14 protein-coding genes are annotated in these 17437 nt (G+C 72.1%); 6 read left to right on the top strand and 8 right to left on the bottom strand.

Features of this window, described 5'->3' with window-relative positions:
• Positions 1–108: 108 nt before the first annotated feature.
• The 4 genes from OG206_RS23405 to OG206_RS23390 form a co-directional block, all read right to left on the bottom strand.
• The gene (locus OG206_RS23405) at positions 109–1341 is read right to left on the bottom strand and encodes an MFS transporter (RefSeq protein WP_327119208.1); all 1233 of its coding nucleotides are present in this window, start codon (positions 1339–1341) and stop codon (positions 109–111) included.
• A 347-nt stretch (positions 1342–1688) separates the two neighbouring features.
• Positions 1689–2639 carry an endonuclease/exonuclease/phosphatase family protein gene (locus OG206_RS23400; RefSeq protein WP_442805959.1) on the bottom strand — a complete coding sequence of 317 codons (951 nt, stop codon included), beginning with the start codon at positions 2637–2639 and terminating at the stop codon, positions 1689–1691.
• A 239-nt stretch (positions 2640–2878) separates the two neighbouring features.
• Positions 2879–3589 (bottom strand): TetR/AcrR family transcriptional regulator, encoded by a 711-nt coding sequence (locus OG206_RS23395; RefSeq protein WP_327119204.1) that lies wholly within the window; start codon positions 3587–3589, stop codon positions 2879–2881.
• A gap of 101 nt (positions 3590–3690) precedes the next feature.
• Positions 3691–5286 (bottom strand): MFS transporter, encoded by a 1596-nt coding sequence (locus OG206_RS23390; protein WP_327119202.1) that lies wholly within the window; start codon positions 5284–5286, stop codon positions 3691–3693.
• 184 nt (positions 5287–5470) lie between these two features.
• On the opposite strand from OG206_RS23390, the gene panB reads away from it, so the two are divergent.
• The 3 genes from panB to OG206_RS23375 all read left to right on the top strand — a co-directional run bounded on the left by panB (position 5471) and on the right by OG206_RS23375 (position 8347).
• On the top strand, positions 5471–6358 hold the full coding sequence (gene panB, locus OG206_RS23385; RefSeq protein ID WP_327119200.1) for a 3-methyl-2-oxobutanoate hydroxymethyltransferase: 888 nt from the start codon (positions 5471–5473) through the stop codon (positions 6356–6358).
• Positions 6359–6488: 130 nt separating this feature from the next.
• On the top strand, positions 6489–7499 hold the full coding sequence (locus tag OG206_RS23380) for an ATP-binding cassette domain-containing protein (protein WP_442805885.1): 1011 nt from the start codon (positions 6489–6491) through the stop codon (positions 7497–7499).
• Complete coding sequence (locus OG206_RS23375) at positions 7496–8347, top strand: ABC transporter permease (protein ID WP_327119198.1); 852 nt, start codon at positions 7496–7498, stop codon at positions 8345–8347. Before OG206_RS23380 ends, OG206_RS23375 begins: the two co-directional genes overlap by 4 nt.
• A 3-nt stretch (positions 8348–8350) precedes the next feature.
• Here the strand turns inward: OG206_RS23375 and OG206_RS23370 are convergent, their stop codons facing one another.
• Entirely contained in the window at positions 8351–11680 is a 3330-nt protein-coding gene (locus tag OG206_RS23370) for a BTAD domain-containing putative transcriptional regulator (RefSeq protein ID WP_327119196.1), read from the bottom strand.
• Between the two features lie 137 nt (positions 11681–11817).
• Between OG206_RS23370 and OG206_RS23365 the strand changes: the two genes are divergently transcribed.
• Complete coding sequence (locus OG206_RS23365; RefSeq protein ID WP_327119194.1) at positions 11818–12630, top strand: site-2 protease family protein; 813 nt, start codon at positions 11818–11820, stop codon at positions 12628–12630.
• On the opposite strand, the gene OG206_RS23360 is transcribed toward OG206_RS23365, so the two are convergent.
• Positions 12627–12815, bottom strand: coding sequence for a hypothetical protein (locus tag OG206_RS23360; protein WP_327119192.1), 189 nt, complete (start codon positions 12813–12815; stop codon positions 12627–12629). The genes OG206_RS23365 and OG206_RS23360 overlap by 4 nt on opposite strands.
• An 80-nt stretch (positions 12816–12895) precedes the next feature.
• Entirely contained in the window at positions 12896–13606 is a 711-nt protein-coding gene (npdG, locus tag OG206_RS23355) for an NADPH-dependent F420 reductase (protein ID WP_327119190.1), read from the bottom strand.
• 150 nt (positions 13607–13756) lie between these two features.
• Between npdG and OG206_RS23350 the strand changes: the two genes are divergently transcribed.
• Both OG206_RS23350 and OG206_RS23345 read left to right on the top strand, forming a co-directional pair.
• Positions 13757–14359 carry a hypothetical protein gene (locus OG206_RS23350; RefSeq protein ID WP_327119188.1) on the top strand — a complete coding sequence of 201 codons (603 nt, stop codon included), beginning with the start codon at positions 13757–13759 and terminating at the stop codon, positions 14357–14359.
• 84 nt (positions 14360–14443) lie between these two features.
• Positions 14444–15787 (top strand): MFS transporter, encoded by a 1344-nt coding sequence (locus tag OG206_RS23345; RefSeq protein WP_327119186.1) that lies wholly within the window; start codon positions 14444–14446, stop codon positions 15785–15787.
• Between the two features lie 43 nt (positions 15788–15830).
• On the opposite strand, the gene OG206_RS23340 is transcribed toward OG206_RS23345, so the two are convergent.
• Positions 15831–16970, bottom strand: a complete 1140-nt coding sequence (locus tag OG206_RS23340) for a glycosyltransferase (RefSeq protein ID WP_327119184.1) — start codon at positions 16968–16970, stop codon at positions 15831–15833.
• Between the last annotated feature and the right edge of the window lie 467 nt (positions 16971–17437).

The raw sequence follows: 17437 nt of genomic DNA, 5'->3' as shown, positions 1-17437 counted from the left end.
TCGGTCCCGATCGGCCCCGAGGGCCGGACAGCACAGGGGCGCCCACACGTGGCGACGCGTGAGAGCCTGTCGGCGTGACCGCCCGATCAGAGGTCACCCGGCAGGCTCTCAGGACCCGGAGGAGCCGGCCTGCTCGCGCACCGCGGTCTTCCCCGCCTCCCCGGCGAAGGCACCGGAGGCGACCACACGGGACGCGCCGGGTGTGCGGTCCAGGAAGCCGGCCGTGGCCGCGACCCCCAGGCCGGCGACCGCCAGGACGGCGCCGACGAAGGCCGGGGACGTCCAGCCCCAGCCCGCCGCGATGGCCACACCGCCGAGCCAGGCCCCGCCCGCGTTGGCGAGGTTGAAGGCCGAGTGGTTGGAGGCGGAGGCGAGCGTGGGCGCGTCCTTGGCCTTGTTCATCACGAGCATCTGCAGCGGCGTGGTGGTCATGAAGCCGATGCCGCCGAGCAGGACCACCATGACCAGCGCCGCCCACTGCACGTGGGCCGCGAAGGGGAAGACGACGAGGACGACGGCGAGGGCCGCCAGCGAGCCGTAGAGGGTGGGCCGCAGCGCCCTGTCGGTCAGCGGTCCGGCCGCGAGGGCGCCCAGGGTCATCCCGATGCCGAAGAGCGCGAGCACCAGCGTGACCGAGGACTCGCCGAAGCCCATCGCCTCGGTCGTCATGGAGGAGAGGTAGGAGTACACGGCGAAGACACCCGCGAAGCCGAGGACGGCGGTGAGCAGGCCGAGCAGCACCTGCCGGTTGCCCAGGGCACTGAGCTCGCGGCGGACGTTCTGATGCGCCTCGACGGGGATCTGCGGGACGAGACGGGCGAGGGCCGCCATGGCGACGAGGCCGATGACCGCGACCACCAGGAAGGTGGCGCGCCAGCCGAGGTGCTGTCCGAGCAGCGTCGCCGCCGGCACACCGATGATGTTGGCGACGGTGAGCCCGAGGAACATCGTGGCGACGGCGCGTGCCTGCCGCCCGTCCGGCACGAGGCGGGCGGCGACGACGGCACCGACGCCGAAGAAGGCCCCGTGCGGCAGCCCTGCCAGGAAGCGGCCGGCCATGAGCCACCCGAAGCCGGGTGCGAAGGCGGAGGCGGCGTTGCCGACGGTGAAGACGGCCATCAGCAGCAGGAGCATCCGCTTGCGCGGGATCCGCGAGCCGAGACCGGTGAGGAGGGGGGCACCGAGGACGACGCCGATCGCGTACGCCGAGACGAGATAACCGGCGGTGGGGACGGACGTTCCCAGATCGTCCGCGACGTTGGGCAGCAGGCCCATCATCACGAACTCGGTGGTGCCGATGCCGAAGGCGCTCACAGCGAGGGCGAGCAGGGCCAGGGGCATGGTGGAGACCTTTCGGGGGTGGCCACCCGGCCCGTGGAGGGCGGGAGGCGACGGCGTGCTGGCGGGAGCGTCGGCTTCGTTGCCGGGACGGATTATGTATCCCGTCGGAACAAAGTCTCTCAGACGTTTTGTGCCCGGAGGTGAACGAGCCGTTGCGCCGAGGTGTGATGTGGGCATCACTCGGCGGTGCCGCGCACGGCCGAACCCGGACGACGGCCGGCCGCGGGGGGTGTGCCGGACGGCGTGAACTCCCGTTCTCCCAGGGCGAGGACGGCCGGGAGCCGGGGTGTCGGCCGGTGCGCTCACCGGGCGGGCGCGGAAGCCGACCCGCCGTCAGGGCGCGGCACTCACAGTTCGATGCGGGCGGCGATCGGGAGGTGGTCGCTGTCGGTGGCGGGAAGGGTCCAGGAGGCGAGGGGTTCGACGCCCCTGACCATGATCTGGTCGATCCGCGCCATCGGGAAGGACGCCGGCCAGCTGAAGCCGAAGCCGTCACCGGCGGCGCCCTGGGTGGAGCGCATCTGGGAGGTGACCGCGTGCAGCGAGCGGTCGTTCATCGTGCCGTTCAGGTCACCGAGCAGGACGACCCGTTCCACCGGTTCGTGGGCGATCGCCTCGCCGAGCGCGTCCGCGCTGTTGTCGCGCTGGCTGGCCGTGAAGCCCGCGTTCAGCTTGACCCGGACGGACGGCAGGTGGGCGACGTACACCTTCACCGGGCCTTCGGGGGTGGTGACCGTGGCGCGCATGGCGCGGGTCCACCCCAGCTTGATGTCGACGGGCCTGGAGTCAGACACGGGGTACTTGCTCCACAGCCCGACGGTGCCCTGCACGGAGTGGTGCGGGTAGCGCTCGGCGAGCGCGTCCTCGTAGGCCGACACCTTGCCGGTGGGCAGTTCCTGCAGGGCGACGACGTCCGCACCCGAGCCGGCGACCTGCCGGGCGGTTCCCGCGGGATCGGGATTGCCCGCGTTGACGTTGTGCGTCGCGACGGTGAGGTCGCCACCGGTGCCCGACTTGTCACTGAACAGCAGGCCGCCGAAGAGATTGAGCCAGACCGCGGCCGGCAGGACCAGGGCGATCACCGCCGTCGCCGAGCGCCGGAGCAGGCCGAGTACCAGCAGCACCGGCATCATGAGGCCGAACCAGGGCAGGAACGTCTCGATGAGGCTGCCCAGGTTGCCGATGGTGTTGGGGACGTCGGCGTGCAGGACCATCAGGAGGGTCAGGAGGACCGAGCAGAGCGCGAGAATGATGCCGCGCCGCCAGATGCCCCGGTCGGAGGCGAGTCTGCGGCGCAGGGCCCCGAAACGGGAAACCGGCTGCGAATCCGCGCCGGTGCTCTCGGTGTCCGCCTTGTACCCCTGCACCATTGCGCTCGTCCTCACTGCATTGCCCTACACATCACCGCGCCTCACGACCCTAGGCGATGGGTGACGCCATTCGTGCCGCCGACGACGGCCGTACTGCCATCAGGACGACCGGAACGGCGTGACGGGTTCCGGCCGTCGTCGCGTGCGTCCGGCTTGTGACAGAACGATCACATGACGGACGCCACGGCCCCCGCCCCCGTGACCTGCGGCTCGGGCGGCCGCGGCGCGAGCCCTTGGAGGAGGACCAGGATGATGCGGTCCGCGAGGTCCTCCGGCAGGGGCGCCTCGGGACGGTGGACGGTGCGTACGAGCATGGGGCCGAGGAACAGGTCGTCCACGAAGTCCACGTCGAGGTCGTCGCGGAGTTCCCCCGCGTCGACGGCCCGCCGCACGGCGGCCAGCATGGCGGCGCGGCGCGGCGCGATGACGGTGCTCTGGTACTCGGTCCACAGCCTGGGGTGCTTCTTCATCTGCACGAACACGTTGTGCAGGAGGGTCGAGGAGCGCTGGGCGAGTCCGCGCGTCCGCATGGATTCCAGCAGGACGCGCAGGTCGTCGAGGCCCGCGGTGCCGGAGACGGTGGGCTCGGCGGGCTCGATGTCGCGCAGGACGTCGACGAAGATCTCCTCCTTGCCGCTCCACCGTCGGTAGATGGTGGCCTTGCCGACGCCGGCGGTGCGGGCGATCCGCTCGATGGACAGGCCGTCCAGCGTCTCGCCCGCCTCCAGGAGTTCCACGACGGCGTCGAGGATGGCCCGCTCCACGGCCGCGCTGCGCGGACGGCCGCGGCGGGGCTCCGGGGCCGGGCTGGGGGCGGACGGATCCTGGGGCCCGTCCCGCTCCGGGTCCTGCCCCGGGTTCTGTGCCGCCTGCCGCACGTGGGCCGCCTCTCGCTGCGCCGTTACGCCGTTCGCTCTTCACCGTCCGTATCGATTCTCGCCGACCGGCGGACGCGCAGCGACCGCCGGCCGGCGGGAGATCAGGACTGCAGCACCCGCTCCTCGCTGGTTTCGGGCGCTGCGGCCGGCGGTCTGCCGGGCAGGAAGGCGGCCACGACCGCCGCGCCGACCAGGGCCACGGCCGCGGAGCCGAGGGCGGTGACGTGCATCGCGCCGATGAACGCGTCGTGCGCCGCGGCGATCAGCGGCCTGCCGGCCGGGCCGAGCTTCTCCGCGACGCCCAGGGTCGCCTCGATGGACTCCCCCGCGGCGTCCCGCGCACCGGCCGGTACACCGCCGAGGTGCCCCTCCATGTCGCCGCGGTAGACCGTGGAGAGCACCGAGCCGAGTACGGCGATGCCGAGCGCCCCGCCGACCTGGCGGAACGTGTTGTTGATGGCGGAGCCGGAACCCGCCCGCTCGCGGGGCAGCGCCTGCATCACGGCGACGGTGACCGGCGGCATGATGTGGGCCATGCCGGTGCCCTGGACGAAGAAGACGAGGCACAGCACCCAGAGCGGGGTGTCCGCGTCGAACAGGGCGAAGGCCGCGAGACCGGCGGCGACGAGGAGCATGCCGACGGTGCACACCGCGCGGGCCCCGAAGCGGTCGACGACCAGACGGGTGCGCGGCGCGAACAGCATCTGCGCGACGGCGAGCGGCAGGATCAGCAGACCGGACTCCAGTGCCGAGTACCCGCGCACGCTCTGCAGGTAGAAGGCGGAGAAGAACGTGACGCCCATCAGCGCGAAGAAGACCAGCGCTATGGCCGCGACGGCGGCCGAGAAGGCGGGCTTGCGGAAGTAGGAGACGTCGATGGACGGGTGGCTGCTGCGCTTCTCGTGCCAGACGAAGCCCGTCAGGACCAGCAGGCCGCCGATCAGCGGCGCGAGGGCGGTGATGTCGGTGAAGGAGGCGAGTTCGCCGCCTCGGATGATGCCGTACACCAGCAGGACCAGGCCGACGATGGACAGGACGACGCCGAGCGGGTCGACACGGCCGGGGTCCGGGTCACGGGAGTCGGGGACGAGCAGGACCATGGCGGTCAGGGCGGCGATCACCACGGGCACGTTGACCAGGAAGATCGATCCCCACCAGAAGTGCTCCAGGAGCACCCCGCCGGTGATCGGGCCGATGGCGATGCCGAGCCCGACGCTGCCGGCCCAGATGCCGATGGCCTTGGGCTGCTCGTCGCGCTCGAAGACGTTCATCAGGACGGCGAGGGTGGCGGGCATCACGAACGCCGCGCCGAAGCCCATCAGCGCGCGCCAGGTGATGAGCTCGCCGGGCGAGGTGGAGAGCGCGGCCAGGCCGGAGCCGATGCCGAAGACCAGGATGCCGGCGAGCAGGACCTTCTTGCGGCCGATGCGGTCGCCCAGCAGTCCGGCGGTGAAGAGCAGTCCGGCGAAGACGAGCGTGTAGGAGTTGATGGCCCACTCGAGCTCGCTCTGGGTGGCACCGATGCCGGTCGGGGCGGGGCTGGCGATCGTCTTGACCGCGACGTTCAGGATCGAGTTGTCGAGGACGACGATGAGCAGGCTGAACATGAGGACGCCGAGGATGGCCCAGCGGCGGCGGTGGACCGCCTCGGGGACACGGGGCGGCGCGGCGGCAGGGGCGCCGGACGGTATGGACATGGCCAGGACTCTAGCCGATTTCCAATACGAGACCGTCTCGTATTGGAAATACTTTACCCGGTCGACGCGCACGCTTCCCGCGCCCCGGTGGGCCCACTTCCCGGGAACGGCCGCGGGATGCCACCATGGAAGGGATCCGGGGACGCCGTCAGGGCGCCACGAGATGACGAAGGAGCCGTTGGCCATGTCGCTTCAGGCTGCGCAGAACCAGTCCGCCACACCCCCCGCGGGTCCCACCCCCGGCGCCGGAAAGGCGCTGTACGGGGGCGCGAGCACCCGCCGCATCACCGTCCACGACATCGCCGCCGCCACCGAGCGCGGCGAGAAGTGGCCGATGCTCACCGCCTACGACGCGATGACCGCGTCCGTCTTCGACGAGGCCGGCATCCCGGTCATGCTCGTCGGCGACTCCATGGGCAACTGCCACCTCGGCTACGAGACCACCGTGCCCGTCACCATGGACGAGATGGCCATCCTGTCGGCCGCGGTCGTGCGGGGCACCAAGCGCGCCCTCGTCGTCGCCGACCTGCCCTTCGGGGCGTACCAGGAGGGCCCCGTCCAGGCCCTGCGCAACGCCACCCGGCTGATCAAGGACGCCGGCGTCGGCGCGGTCAAGCTGGAGGGCGGCGAGCGCTCGCACGAGCAGATCCGCCTCCTGGTCGAGGCCGGGATCCCCGTCATGGGCCACATCGGCCTGACGCCGCAGTCCGTCAACGCCATGGGCTACCGGGTGCAGGGCCGCGGCGAGGAAGCCGCCCAGCAGCTCCTGCGCGACGCCAAGGCCGTGCAGGACGCCGGCGCGTTCGCCGTCGTCCTGGAGCTCGTACCGGCCGAGCTGGCCGCCGAGGTCACCCGCACGCTCCACATCCCGACCGTCGGCATCGGCGCCGGGCCCGACACGGACGCCCAGGTGCTGGTCTACACCGACATGGTCGGTCTGACCGGCGGCAAGGTGCCGCGCTTCACCAAGCAGTACGCGAACCTGCGTCAGGTGCTCGCCGACGCCGCCAAGGCGTACGCCGAGGAGGTCGTCGGCGGTACGTTCCCGGCCGCGGAGCACACCTTCCACTGACGCACCTTTGACCACTGCCGCACCACCGACAGCCCGCCGACTTCCCCCATCGGCGGGCTGTCGCCTGCGGTCGGCCCGCTGTCAGCGTCCTGTCGGTGACTTGTCGGTGGCGGCTGGTCTGATGGTGCCCATGAAGCAACACGACAAGAACCTCAGGGGCGGCAGGAACGCCGTCGAGGTACGGGGGCTGGTCAAGCACTACGGCACGACCAAGGCGCTGGACGGGGTGGACCTCGACGTGCGCGAGGGCACCGTCCTCGGCGTACTCGGGCCCAACGGTGCCGGCAAGACCACGCTCGTACGCTGTCTGTCCACCCTGATCCTGCCCGACGCCGGGCACGCGGTCGTGGCGGGCTACGACGTGGTGAAGCAGCCCCGCCAGCTGCGCCGGACCATAGGCCTGACCGGGCAGTACGCCTCGGTGGACGAGAAGCTGTCCGGCTGGGAGAACCTCTACATGATCGGGCGGCTGCTCGACCTGCCGCGCAAGAAGGCCCGGTCCCGCGCCGATGAGCTGCTGGAGCGCTTCTCGCTCACCGACGCGGCGAAGAAGGCCGCGATGGACTACTCCGGCGGCATGCGGCGGCGGCTGGACCTGGCCGCATCCATGATCGGCAACCCGGCCGTCCTCTACCTCGACGAGCCGACAACGGGGCTCGACCCCCGTACCCGCAACGAGGTCTGGGACGAGGTGCAGCGGATGGTCGCGGAGGGCGCGACCGTGCTCCTCACCACGCAGTACATGGAAGAGGCCGAACAGCTCGCCAGTGAACTCACCGTCATCGACCGGGGCAAGATCATCGCCCGGGGCGGTGTCGACGAGCTCAAGGCCAAGGTCGGCGGCCGCACCCTGCAGATCCGCCCCTCCGACCCGGCGGAACTGGCCGCCATGGCACAGGCGTTGCGCGAGGCCGGGCTCGACGGCGTCGCGGGCGCCCAGGCGGTCCCGGACGAGGGACTGCTGTATGTGCCGATCCTCAGCGACGAGCAGCTGACGGCCGTGATCGGCCTGCTCGGCACCCGCGGATTCGCCCTCGCCCACGTCGCCACCGCGCTGCCGAGCCTGGACGAGGTGTTCCTCGCCATCACGGGCGACAAGGCCACCGTCACCGACTCGATCCCCCAGGAGGTCGCGGCATGAGCACGACGACTCTGACGCCCACCCCCACCGGCGCGGCCGCACCGGCCACGAAGCTCCACGACGAGGGCCGGATCGGGCTGCGGAACAACCTGCGCCACATCGGGGCACTGGTGCGCCGCAATCTGCTCCAGATCAAGAAGGATCCGGAGTCGATGTTCGACGCGCTCCTGATGCCGGTGATCTTCACCCTGCTGTTCGTGTACGTCTTCGGCGGCTCGGTCGGCGGCAGCCTGGGCGGCGGCCGTCAGGACTACCTCAACTACCTGATCCCGGGCCTGATGGCCATGATGGGCATGAACATCGCCATGGCGGTCGGCTCCGGTGTCAACGACGACTTCCGCAAGGGGGTCATGGACCGGTTCCGCACGATGCCCATCGCCCGGTCCTCGGTGCTCATCGCGAAGATCGTGGTCGAGCTCGGCAGGATGATGGTCGCCACGCTGATCCTGCTGGGCATGGGCTTCGCGCTGGGCATGGAGCTCAAGGAACCCATGCTCGGGATGATCGAGGCGATCGCCCTGTCGGCCGCGTTCGGCGCCGCCATCATGTGGATCTTCATCCTGCTCGGGCTGACGATGAAGACGGCTCAGGCGGTCCAGGGGATGGGGATGCTCGTGCTGATGCCGCTCCAGTTCGGTTCGTCCATCTTCGCGCCGACCGGGACCATGCCCGGCTGGCTCCAGACGTTCACCGACTACAACCCGCTGTCCAACCTGGCCGACTCCGCCCGCGCCCTGATGATGGGCGGCCCGCTCGCCCACTCGGTCTGGGTGACGCTCGGCTGGACCGTGGTCATCACCGCGGTGACGGCCCCGCTCGCGGTGTCCAGGTTCCGCAAGAAGTCCTGACGCCTACTCATCCCCGTACGCGTGCACCAGGGCGGTGGCCTCCTCCAGTGTGAGGCCGCCGCCTTCGGCGTACGCGGCCTCGAAGGCGGCTTCGTCCGGTTCCGCCGCACGGGCGGCGCGCTCCGCCTCCGCCAGGTTCTCGCGCTCGATCGCGGCCGGTACGTGGCCCTTCGGCAGCAGCTCCTTCTGGAGGCCGAGCAGCATCGCCGCGTCCCGGCCGCTCCGCTCGCCGCCCAGCCCGGCCACGGCCCGGGCGAGGGTGGTCAGATGGGCGGAGGTCATCTGCGGCGCCACCATGCGCGCCAGCGAACTCCGCGAGTGGTCCAGTGCGTACAGGGCCCCGGTCAGCGCTTCGGCGTGACGGCCGTCGAGGTTGTCCAGCCAGGCGAGCAGACCCACGACGAACCCGTCGAAGATCGCCACCGTCTCCGAGGCGAACTCGGCTCGCAGCAGTGTGAGCTGCTCCCGCGCCTCGGCGACGCGGCCGGTCCGGCCCAGCAGCTGGGAGAGGTAGAGCCGGGCGGCGGGCCGTGCCTCGTTGCCCAGGGTGCGGCTCTCCGCGAGCACCTCGCGCAGGATGTGCTCCCCCTCCTCCGGCCGGCCCGTCTCGCAGAGCACGGAGGCGTACCGGGCCCGCAGCAGCGCCACCTGTGACGGGGCGCCGAGCTGCTCCGCGTAGCCGATCGCGGCGAGGAAGTCCTCGGCGGCCGCCTCGTGGCGGCCCGCCCGCTCGTTGGCCTCGCCACGGGAGGAGTAGGCCTCCGCGACACCCCAGACATCACCGAGGCGGAGGAAGATGCCCAGGCTCTCGTCCGCGTCCCGCCTGGCCTCGCCGGCCCATTCGGGCCGGTTGGCCAGCACGTTGGCCCGCAGCTGGAGGGCGGCGGCCAGCTCCCACTCGTATCGGAACTCACGGCAGGCGCGCACCGTCTCGTTCGTGAGGTGACGCAACTGGTCGGGCTCACCGGTGAATATGACGGCGAACAGCCAGAGGGCTCCCGGCATCCGGCAGGTCTGCGGCTGGCCCGCCCGGTAGGTACGGGCGATCACCCGCAGCCGTGCCTGGCCTTCGTCCGCCGTCCAGTCGTCCGCCGTGTGGTCCAGGCTGGCCAGCTCGACCAGCCGTACTCCGCGCCGCGCCTCCTGGAGGCGCTCGGCCTCCATCGGCGGTGGCCGGTCCGTACACCGCTCGAACAAGGAGGTGGCGGGCTCGGCGGACTCACCGAAGGGATCGGGACCGAGGGCGCCGACGGCCTCGGACCAGTGCCGGGCGTCGGCGCGCAGATCACGCATCTGCCAGTACCAGGCGAGGGACAGCACGAGGCAGAGCGCTTCGTGCTCGTCCCGCGCGGCCGTCGCCCGGCGCAGCGCGGTGCGCAGGTTCTCGTACTCGCGCTCGAACCTCTGGATCGCCGCCAGCTGGCGGGGGCCGCGGAGTTCCGGGTCGGTGGTGCGGGCCAGTTCCCGGTAGTGGACGAGGTGCCGGCGTTCGGCGGCGGACCGCTCCCCCGCCTCCCCGAGGCGTTCGGACGCGTATTCCGCGACCGTCTCCAGGAGCCGGTAGCGCATGTCGCCGTCGTCGCCCGGGGCGGCGACCACCAGGGACTTGTCGACCAGCGAGCCGAGGAGCGGTGCCACGTCGCGGGCGTCGGCCAGGACCGCCCCGGGCAGGGAGCAGACCTCCTCGGCGGCGGCGAGGTCACAGCCGCCGGCGAACACGGACAGCCTGCGCAGCGCGGCGCGTTCCTCCTCGTCGAGCAGGTCCCACGACCAGTCGACGACCGCGCGCAGGGTCTGCTGGCGGGGCAGTACGGTGCGGCTACCACTGGTCAGCAGCCGGAAGCGGTCGTCGAGGCGGTCGGCGATCCGGCGCGGGCCGAGCATGCGCAGCCGGGCCGCGGCCAGTTCGATGGCGAGCGGGAGCCCGTCGAGCCGGCGGCAGATCTCGGCGCAGGCCGCCGCCGTCTCCGCGTCGGCGTCGACCCGGAAGCCCGGCCTGGCGGCGGCCCCGCGGTCGGCGAACAGGCGCAGGGCCATGGGGTCGGGCAACGGGTCCACGGGGCGCACCAGTTCGCCGGGCACGCCGAGGGGCTCACGGCTCGTCGCGAGGACGGTGAGGCCGGGACACCGGGCGAGGAGGTGGTCCGTGAGCCGGGCCGCCGCCTCGACCACGTGCTCGCAGTTGTCGAGCAGCAGGAGCATGCGCCGCTGGGAGCAGTGCTCGACGAGGTGGGCGACGGCGCTCCCGGCGCCGGCCACGGAGCCCCGCTCCACGGCACGCAGTCCCTCCGCCCCGGCCCCGCGCAGCACGGTCTCGCGGGCGCCCAGTGCGCCGAGTACGGTCTCGGGCACCGCCTCCGGGTCGTCGACCGGGGCGAGTTCGACCAGCCAGACACCGTCGGGCCAGGACGCGGCGACCGCCTCGGCGGCCTCCTGGGAGAGCCGGGTCTTCCCGGCGCCTCCCGGACCGAGGAGCGTGACCAGCCGGGCCCGGGTCAGGTCCTCGCGCAGGTCCGCGATGTCCGCGTCACGCCCCACGAAGCTCGTGAGCCTGGCCCGCAGGTTCCCCCGGCGCACGGGCGGTGCGGCGGGTGAGGCCTCCGCGGCGGGCGGGTCCCCGTGCAGCAGGTCCGCGTGCAGGGCGCGCAGTGCCGGGCCGGGATCGGTGCCGAGCCGTTCGGCGAACAGGGTGCGGACCTCGTCGTACGCCGTGAGGGCCTGTGCGGCACGTCCGGCGTCCCTCAACGCCCCGATGCGCAGGACCTGCAGGGGCTCGTCGAGCGGGTGGTCGGCGCAGAGCCCGGCGAGTTCCGCCAGCGCCTCGTCGGCGCGGCCCAGGGCCAGGACGGCCTCGATGCGGATCCGGCGCGCGTCGAGGCGCCTGGCGTCCCACCGCGCGGCCGCCACGGCACGGTCGGGCAGATCGGTGAGCGCGGGCCCGCGCCACAGGGCGAGGGCGTCGTCGAGGACGGCGACGGCCTTCACCGGCTCGCCCTGCTCCATGACCCGGGCGCCCTCCCCCGCGAGCCGCTCGAAGCGGTACAGGTCGACGTTCCCGGGTTCGGCGGCGAGGCGGTAGCCGCTCTCCGCGGACTCGACGGCTTCCGGGCCGAGCGCCCGCCTGAGCCTGCCCACGAGTGCCTGGAGGGCGCCGACGGCGTCGGCGGGCGGGTCGCCGTCCCACACCTCGTCGACGAGGGTCCCGGCCGGGACCGTGCGGCCCGGGCGCAGGGCGAGCACGGTGAGCAGGGCGCGCAGCCGCGCCCCGCCGAGGTTGACGGCCGTGCCGTCGGCCCGGAGGGCGCGGGTGGTACCGAGGATGCCGTAGTGCACGCGGCCATTGTCCGTGACGGCGGTTCCCCCCGTGGAACTACCACCCCGCTGCGAGACGTTCCCGCCGTGTCACCCGTAAGGTCGGGGGCCAGTCCCGTGCCGCGCAGCCGCGGCCCAGCGCCTCAGGAGTGTCCTCGATGACGACCGCGTTCCGCCGCCCCAGCGACCGGCGGGTCAGTCCGATCTTCCTCGGGATCGTCGCCGTCATGGCCGTCTCGGGCTGGGCGGTGTGGACCGATTTCGCCGACCGGACCGGGTTCGCGGTCTTCCTGTTCGTCACGGCTGCCTGGATCGTCTCACTCTGCCTCCACGAGTACGCCCACGCACGCACCGCGCTGCACAGCGGCGACATCTCGATCGGGGCGAAGGGCTATCTCACCCTCAACCCGCTCAAGTACACCCACGCCCTGCTGAGCATCGTGCTGCCCGTGCTCTTCGTCATCATGGGCGGCATCGGCCTGCCGGGCGGGGCGGTCTACATCGAGCGGGGCCGCATCAGCGGGCGCTGGAAGCACAGCCTGATCTCGGCGGCCGGCCCCCTCACCAACGTGCTGTTCGCCGTCGTCTGCACGGCGCCGTTCTGGCTGGGCGCCCTGGACGGCGTCCCGCTCTCCTTCCGGCTGGCCCTCGCGTTCCTGGCACTGCTCCAGGTGACGGCGGCGATCCTGAACTTCCTGCCGGTCCCGGGGCTCGACGGTTACGGCGTGATCGAGCCGTGGCTGTCGGACGGCGTCCGGCGTCAGGTGGCGCCGTTCGCGCCCTTCGGGCTGATCGCCGTCTTCGCGCTCCTGTGGATCCCGGAGATCAACGGGGTCTTCTTCGACGCGGTGGACGCCCTGCTGCGGGGGCTGGGCGTGAGCGAGGCCGAGACGTACTGCGGCCTCGACGCCTACCGCTTCTGGCAGGAGTGGTTCGGCGACCAGGACCCGGGCTGTGCGCTGATCCGCTAACCGGCGGCGGCCTCGGCGCGTGCCTCCGCCCTGTGCTTGCGCACGTAGAACCAGGTCATGTTCGACGAGAGGCCGGCCAGCAGCACCCAGACGATGCCGAGGAAGCTGCCCTGGACGAAGGCGACCACGGCCGCGACGACGGCGAGGACGCAGACGGCCAGGGAGTAGAGAGCGAGGCGGGGCATGAGGGCTGGTGCTCCTGTCCGGGGATGGTGCGCGGTCCCGTCCAGTGTCCCTCATGCCCGATTCGGCTCCCGGCACGGGCTCACACGTCGGTGGTGCGCAGCCCCGCGTGTGCCTTGTAGCGGCGGTTGACGGAGATCAGGTTCGCCACCAGGGACTCGACCTGGTGTGCGTTGCGCAGCCGGCCGGCGAAGACGCCGCGCATGCCGGGGATGCGGCTCGCGAGCGCCTGCACGGTGTCCGTGTCGGCGCGCGCCTCGCCCAGCACCATGACATCGGTGTCGATCTCGTCGATCGTCTCGTCCTGCAGCAGCACCGCCGACAGGTGGTGGAAGGCGGCGGTGACCCGGGAGTCCGGCAGGAGGGCGGCTGCCTGCTCCGCGGCGCTGCCTTCCTCGGGCTTCAGGGCGTAGGCGCCCTTCTTGTCGAATCCCAGCGGGTTGACGCAGTCGACGACGAGCTTGCCGGCGAGCTCCTCGCGCAGGGATTCCAGCGTCTTGGCGTGACCGTCCCACGGCACGGCGACGATCACGACGTCGCTGCGGCGCGCGCACTCCGCGTTGTCCGCACCCTCGACGCCCAGGCCCAGCTCGGCCGCCGCGGCCTCGGCGCGGTCGGCGGCGCGTGAGCCGATGACCACCTTCTGCCCGGCGCGGGCGAGGCGGTAGGCGAGGCCGCGGCCCTGGGGGCCGGTCCCGCCGAGCACGCCGACGGTCAGGCCGGACACGTCGGGAAGGTCCCACGGGTCCTTGGCGGGGGGCTTGGGGTCGCTGCCCCTGTCATTCGTAGTCATGGCGCCGACCCTACTGCCAGGTAGCCGCAGGGAACCCCCACCCGGGCCGCCTCGGCGACGTGCACGGCGGACAGCTGCCGTGCCCCCGTCCGGGTGGATTACGGCGATCGGGCGGCGCCCGCCGCGGGTCGGCGTGCATGATTCCGGGTCATGGACGCGGTACGTGTCGCTCTGCTGCGCGAGGTGCTCGCCGGGACGCAATGGCCGACGGCGGCCCGGGGGTTCGCCCGCACACTGCGGTCGTCCGTCGTCCCCCGGGACGGCGGACTGCTGCTCGTGGGGACCGAGGTCTACGAACCGTGGCACATGGCCGCGCACCTCGTGGACGAGTCGACGTGGTGCGGGCTGCCCCAGCTCAGGCCCACGCTCGTACGCCACCGGGTGGAGCCGGACGATCCCGCGCACCTGGCCGTCGGACTCGGCCGGATCGAGGCGGCCGGGCGGGGCGAGACGCTGCTGCTGGTGGCGCCCGCGCGGCCGGACGCCGCGCTGCTGGAGCGCGTGCACGACGCGCGCCGGGCGGGGGCGACGGTGCTCTCGCTGGACGGCGGCGATCCGGAGGTGCGAGGTCTCGCCCATGAGGCGCTGACGGTCTCCGCCGAGGACGAGGTGGACCTCGACACGGTGCAGCACCTGGTGAGCGCGGCGGCCGGGGAGAACGTGGCGGTCACCCCGCGCGGCCGGAGGTCGTTCCGGGACCGGCTGTCCCGCCTGGCCGACCAGTTGACGGCTCCCCCGCCGGCCCGGTGGTGAGGGGCCCGGGGAGGGCGGGCGGCCCGTCACCCCGGCGGGAAAACACGTTGCCGTGGCGGGCGCGGCGACGGACCATGATCCCTCGTGACCTCCCGCCTGCTTCCCGACCTCTCCCCCTGGCGTTCCTCCGCCGACTTCCGGCTGCTCTGGGTCCAGGGGCTGGTGACCTACTTCGGCAGCTTCATGGCCCTGATCGCGCTGCCGCTGCAGATCAAGCACCTCACCGGTTCGCCGCTCGCCGTGGGGGCGATGGGCGCGGTGGAACTCGTGCCGCTGGTCGTCTTCGGACTGTACGGAGGGGCGCTGGCCGATTCCGCCGACCGCCGCAGGGTCATCCTGGGCACCGAGGCGGGGCTCGGGCTGCTGGCGGTGGTCCTGCTGGTCAACGCGCTCGCCCCGGAACCCGCGCTCTGGCCGCTTTACGTGGTGGCGGGCGGGGTGTCCGCGCTGGCCGGGCTGCAGCGGCCGGCCCTGGACTCCCTGATGGCCAGGATCGTGCCGCACGACCAGCAGACCGCCGCCGCCGCGCTCAACTCGCTGCGCTGGCAGGTCGGTGCCATCGCCGGGCCCTCGCTCGCGGGGGTTGTGGTGGCCTACGCGGGACACGCGACGGCGTATGCCGTCACCGTCGTCACGTTCGCGGTCTCGGTGGTGCTGTGCCTGCGTCTTTCGTCGGCGCCGCCCGCCCATGACGCCGAGAAACCGTCCCTGCGCGGGATCGCCGAGGGTGCCCGCTACGCGTGGAGCCGCCCGGTGCTGCTCGGGACGTACGCGATCGATCTCGCCGCGATGTTCTTCGCCTTCCCGAACGCGGTCTTCCCGTTCCTCGCGGACGACCTGGACGCCGAGTGGGCCCTGGGCCTGATGTACGCCGCCGGGTCGGTGGGCTCCCTCGCGCTGGGGCTGACCAGCGGCTGGACCTCGCGGGTGCGCCGGCACGGGCTGTTCGTCGTGGGCGGCGCTGCGGGCTGGGGCCTGGCGATCGCGGCGGCCGGGTGGTTCCGGAACATCTGGCTGGTCCTGGTCTGCCTGGCCCTCGCGGGAGCGGGCGACATGCTCAGCGGGCTCGGCCGGTCGACGATCTGGAACCAGACGATCCCGGACGAGCTGCGGGGGCGGCTCGCCGGGATCGAGGTGCTCTCGTACAGCGTCGGCCCCCAGCTGGGCCAGGTCCGGGCGGGTGCGATGGCCGGCTGGACGGGGGCCCGCTCCGCGGTGTGGTCGGGCGGGGCGGCGTGCGTCGCCTCGGTGGCGCTGCTCGCCGCGACGCTGCCGAAGCTGCTGACCTACGACTCCGCGACGGACGAGGACGCGATCCGCAGGCGTGCGGCCGGCACCGGCCCCGTCGAGGACCGGCCCGGCTCCGCGCCCGCCGGGCCACCCGGCACGGAGCCGGGTGTCCTGCCCGCCGCCCGCATCGACCTCTGACCTGAGCGGCGGGGGCGGGGGCGTCGGCCTTCTCGCTCAGCCGTCAGACCGCAACGGCGGCCGCGAGCTTCTCGGCGACGTCCGCCGGCGACGTCAGCTCGGCTATCTGCCGGGCGACCATCCGTGCGTTGTCGCCGTACGAGGTGTCCGTCAGGACATCGTTCACCGCCTTGAGCACGCTCTCGACAGGGGCGTCGAGCAGCGGGAACCCGATCCCGGCACCGACCGCGGCGACCCGTTCGGCCTGGATGGGCTGGTCCGCGCCCAGCGGGGTCACGATCAACGGGACGCCTTCGGCCAGGGCACCGAGCACCGTCCCCGCACCACCGTGCGTCAGTATCGCGTCGGCGCCCTGGAGCAGCTCCACCAGCGGGGTGAAGCCGACGAACTCGACTCGCTCGACCTGCTCGTCGGTCAGGCCGAAGTCCTGCGGCGTCGACTTGTTGAGGGTCACCCGCAGGTCGATGTCCTGCGTCAGCAGTCCGCCCAGCAGAGGGCCGATCACGTGCGGCATCGCAAACACCGTTCCGAAGCTGACCAGCACGCGCGGCCGGGAATTGACGCCTTCGGGCTTCGACGGCTGGGCCTGTCCAGGTTTCCTGAACGCCTCGGGACGCAGAGCGATCCGGTTTTCGGGCTCCTCCCATCCGGCGTTCTGCAGTGCGGGCGGGCACGTGTCCAGGTACCAGCGCTCCGAGCCGTAGGTCACCCCGCGCTCTTCGTACCTGCCGCGAAGACGGCTCGCGATGAGCTCCGCTCTCTCAGGCTGAACGGCCGGACCGAAAGTCAGCACGGCGACGGGAACGTCGAGTACGGCTCCGACCAGGGGGCCCACGAAATCGAAGTGCGCGGCGACGATCAGGTCCGGCTGCCATGCGCGTGCCTTGGCCAGCGCCTCGTCGAAGCCGAGGTCGATGCGCGCTCCGGTGAAGAATTCGGCCTCGGCTTCGGGGGTGATGTCCTGGAACAGGTCGACGCCCGTGGTGCGCAGCACCTCCGCTATCAGGGGTTCGATCGGTGGGCCCGCGGGAAGGAAGTCCACGTCCTCGGCCGCCAGGGACGCCGCCATGGATTCCGGCGTGCAGACGGCCACGGTGTCACCGCGTCCCCGAAACGCCCGGACCAGCGGCAGAAGGGGCAGGAGATGCCCGGACCCCGGGGCACAGAAGAAGAGAGCTCGCATGAAAAAGGAAATCCAATCAGCTGGCGGAACCGGCGAGGCAACGTGACTGTGCCCGGAATCGTGGCGAACGACCTCGTGATCATTCGCGCAGTCAATGCAGAAACATTGCCCCTACGGGCGGACAGCCCGAAATTCCCCCGTGCCGCATAAGGGCACGGCCGGAGCAGGACCTGGCCTCAGTACCGCCCGATACCGGGAATTCCGGAATCAGAATTTACGGAGACGGCAGTCTCCTGACGAGCCGACAAACTAGATTGACCCGTCAAGCGAATATGTTAGCGCAGGCGCGAAGGTGTCACTCACCATCGGCTCCAGCACCTCTCCGACCACGAGGATCAGGTCGGACTTCGGGGTTCGATATCCGACCGGATGATCCATCAGGCCTTGGACTTGTCGACTCCACCCCTCGCATAGCGGACCACTCGGCGAACGTGACCCGCCGTCGCCGGGAATGCCCGCGACTCTGT

The organism is Streptomyces sp. NBC_01341, from assembly GCF_035946055.1.
Lineage (GTDB): Bacteria > Actinomycetota > Actinomycetes > Streptomycetales > Streptomycetaceae > Streptomyces.
Note: the sequence above shows the minus strand (reverse complement) of the source record. Positions and strands in the feature narration are given on the sequence as shown.

Coding starts and splice junctions, on each gene's coding strand:
- panB (WP_327119200.1), top strand. CDS start 5,471: ATGTCGCTTCAGGCTGCGCAGAACCAGTCCGCCACACCCCCCGCGGGT.
- OG206_RS23340 (WP_327119184.1), bottom strand. CDS start 16,970: ATGCGAGCTCTCTTCTTCTGTGCCCCGGGGTCCGGGCATCTCCTGCCC.
- OG206_RS23375 (WP_327119198.1), top strand. CDS start 7,496: ATGAGCACGACGACTCTGACGCCCACCCCCACCGGCGCGGCCGCACCG.
- npdG (WP_327119190.1), bottom strand. CDS start 13,606: ATGACTACGAATGACAGGGGCAGCGACCCCAAGCCCCCCGCCAAGGAC.
- OG206_RS23390 (WP_327119202.1), bottom strand. CDS start 5,286: ATGTCCATACCGTCCGGCGCCCCTGCCGCCGCGCCGCCCCGTGTCCCC.
- OG206_RS23360 (WP_327119192.1), bottom strand. CDS start 12,815: ATGCCCCGCCTCGCTCTCTACTCCCTGGCCGTCTGCGTCCTCGCCGTC.
- OG206_RS23350 (WP_327119188.1), top strand. CDS start 13,757: ATGGACGCGGTACGTGTCGCTCTGCTGCGCGAGGTGCTCGCCGGGACG.
- OG206_RS23405 (WP_327119208.1), bottom strand. CDS start 1,341: ATGCCCCTGGCCCTGCTCGCCCTCGCTGTGAGCGCCTTCGGCATCGGC.
- OG206_RS23380 (WP_442805885.1), top strand. CDS start 6,489: ATGAAGCAACACGACAAGAACCTCAGGGGCGGCAGGAACGCCGTCGAG.
- OG206_RS23365 (WP_327119194.1), top strand. CDS start 11,818: ATGACGACCGCGTTCCGCCGCCCCAGCGACCGGCGGGTCAGTCCGATC.